1 protein-coding gene is annotated in these 982 nt (G+C 59.2%); it reads right to left on the bottom strand.

Annotated elements, in window-relative coordinates; all coding sequences use genetic code 11:
- Positions 1-982, bottom strand: a 982-nt coding sequence (locus AK963_RS34120) for a hypothetical protein (protein WP_175404745.1), incomplete at both ends; no start/stop codon positions are given.

The following is a 982-nucleotide window of genomic DNA, read 5'->3' as shown; positions in this document are numbered from 1 at the left end:
CCGCGACATTCAACGCTTTGATATGCCGCTTGAGTGAGAGCTTGATCTTGATGTTGTCCAGCTCTTCGAAGGGCGTGGCCTTGGTGGACTTGCCGATCTTCTCGGCCTCGGCCTGTGCCTTGACGTCCTGAACGGGGTTGAGTTCTCTCGGGTGGTCTTGATCGGCGTCTGCGATCCAAGACTGCGCGGCGCGTTCCTGGTTGTCGGCCTTGCGACTGCCGGTGACTTTGGATTCGACCACGCCCCGTTCCCAGGTGAGATTGCTCTTGCCGAGCATGGCGGTGAAGGATTCTTCTGGGGTTGCGCCCTTGGATTCCGCACCGTGAACACGGTAGTAGGTGTTGCCTTTTGCGTCGGTGGCTTTAATGGCGCGGCGATACCCTGGCCCTGGCTGATTGAAATCGCCAGCGGAGGCCGGTGCCCCTTCGGAGATTTTGTAGTCGGGGGCGGGGTCTTCGTCGGGCAGATTGAGGGAACGTGTCGGGGCTGCCGGTTCTTCGGTGACGGGCATCTGGGCTTGATTAGCCTCGACATAACGCTTGATGGCTCCGGTGTCACCGTTGATGAACTGCTTGATCGCGTCAGAGGGTGAGTCCGGTGTTCCTGCTTCGATCGACGCACTGGGTTCCTCGACGTCGAGAGGTTGCGTCGTGGGTTCTACGCGTGCGGGCGCGTGCGCGGGCGTGCGTGCGCGTGTGGGTTTGCCGGATTCCTGTCTGGCTCTCCAGGCATTGAATTTATCGAAGTCGAATTTCTTGAGCAGGTCGGGGCCGTAGAAATCTACGAACGCTTCTTGCGAGAGCTGGCCTTTGTTGACCTGGGCGTACTCCATTTCCCATTCCGCTTTGAGCATCGCTTCTTCTTTGGCCCGCGCCACGTCTGGGTCAACCTGTGCGGGCTTGCGGCCATCCAGTCCACGTTCGAGTTCGTCGATGGACAGTTCGTGATAAAGCTCATCAGAGCGATACTCAGCATCAGGCGT

This window comes from Endozoicomonas atrinae (assembly GCF_001647025.1).
GTDB lineage: Bacteria > Pseudomonadota > Gammaproteobacteria > Pseudomonadales > Endozoicomonadaceae > Endozoicomonas > Endozoicomonas atrinae.
This window is presented reverse-complemented; position numbering and strand designations above follow the sequence as displayed.